At 45.9% G+C, this 1,067-nt stretch carries 1 protein-coding gene; it reads right to left on the bottom strand.

Features of this window, described 5'->3' with window-relative positions; genetic code table 11:
- Window positions 1-15 precede the first annotated feature (15 nt).
- Window positions 16-948 (bottom strand): IS30 family transposase, encoded by a 933-nt coding sequence (locus ACG72T_RS12530; protein WP_034544610.1) that lies wholly within the window; start codon window positions 946-948, stop codon window positions 16-18.
- Window positions 949-1,067 lie beyond the last annotated feature (119 nt).

A 1,067-nucleotide genomic window follows, 5' to 3' on the forward strand; every position in this document is an offset into this window, starting at 1 on the left:
GGTAGATTGCAACAATTAATCGAATTTTTCGGACAAGTCACCAAAGAAGACTTGGAGTGGCGTTTTCCACCCTAAACATTTCCGGGGACGCCAGTTTAAGTACTTTGAGATCATAGTCAGCTCTTCGTCCGTAACGCTCTCAATTGGCTGGTTCTTTGGAATGTGTAGCCGAATCTCGCGGTTCAACCGTTCGTTGGTTCCGCGTTCATGTGGCGCATACGGGTGTGCAAAATAATGGGCAATTCCGCAGGCTTCAATTTCCTTGAAGCCTGCGAATTCCTTACCGTGATCACTGGTGATTGACTTGACCAAGCCGCGCAACTCCTCGTTAAGCTCTAGGATTGCCTTAGTCATAGCTTTACTATCACGTCCCGGTAAACGACGAATAATCATTAGTCGGGACTTACGATCAGTAAAGGTAGCTAGGACCTCGCCCCTGGTTTTTCCTGATAGGATGGTATCGACTTCAAAATGACCAATCTCTTGACGCAGGTTAGCCTCGTCCGGGCGTTGGTTGATAAACTTCGCCCCACGTGTGTACTGACCACGACCGTCGTGGCTCTTTCGGTACCGCACACCGTGGTCTGGAAGGACCTCGCGTTTGATGTCCAACCAGCCCTTGTCCAGCCAGTTATAGAGGGTTTTGAATGGCATTTGGAGAATATGCGCGATGACTTCAAAACTCCACCGCTGTTCGAGAATGATCCCACGGACGAATTCTCTTAAATTCTCTGTTAGAAGAGTTTTCCGCCCCCGGTGAGTTAGCTTCTTTTCGCAGTCTTCCTGAGCTTGATCAGCGTCATAGTATCCCTTAGGACAGCGCTTTAGTTCATAGTTGATGGTTGAAGGAACTACACCAACTTCTTCAGCAATTTGTTTTTGTGAGTAACCAACCTTAAGCAGCGTTTGGATGACAGTTCTATCCGATAATGTTAAAATGTGACTCATGGGTAATGGACTCCTATTGTTTATAGTTTTGTCACTTAAAACAATACCGGGTCCATTGCCCTTTTTCTATCCAAATTTTTCGTCTGGGTAGAATTCTATTTAATCTTACAATCTACCAT

The organism is Companilactobacillus sp. FL22-1 (genome assembly GCF_043951805.1).
Taxonomy (GTDB): Bacteria; Bacillota; Bacilli; order Lactobacillales; family Lactobacillaceae; genus Companilactobacillus.

What these genes read in the sequence shown, in the direction of transcription:
- ACG72T_RS12530 (WP_034544610.1), bottom strand. Translation starts at nt 948, where the DNA reads ATGAGTCACATTTTAACATTATCGGATAGAACTGTCATCCAAACGCTG.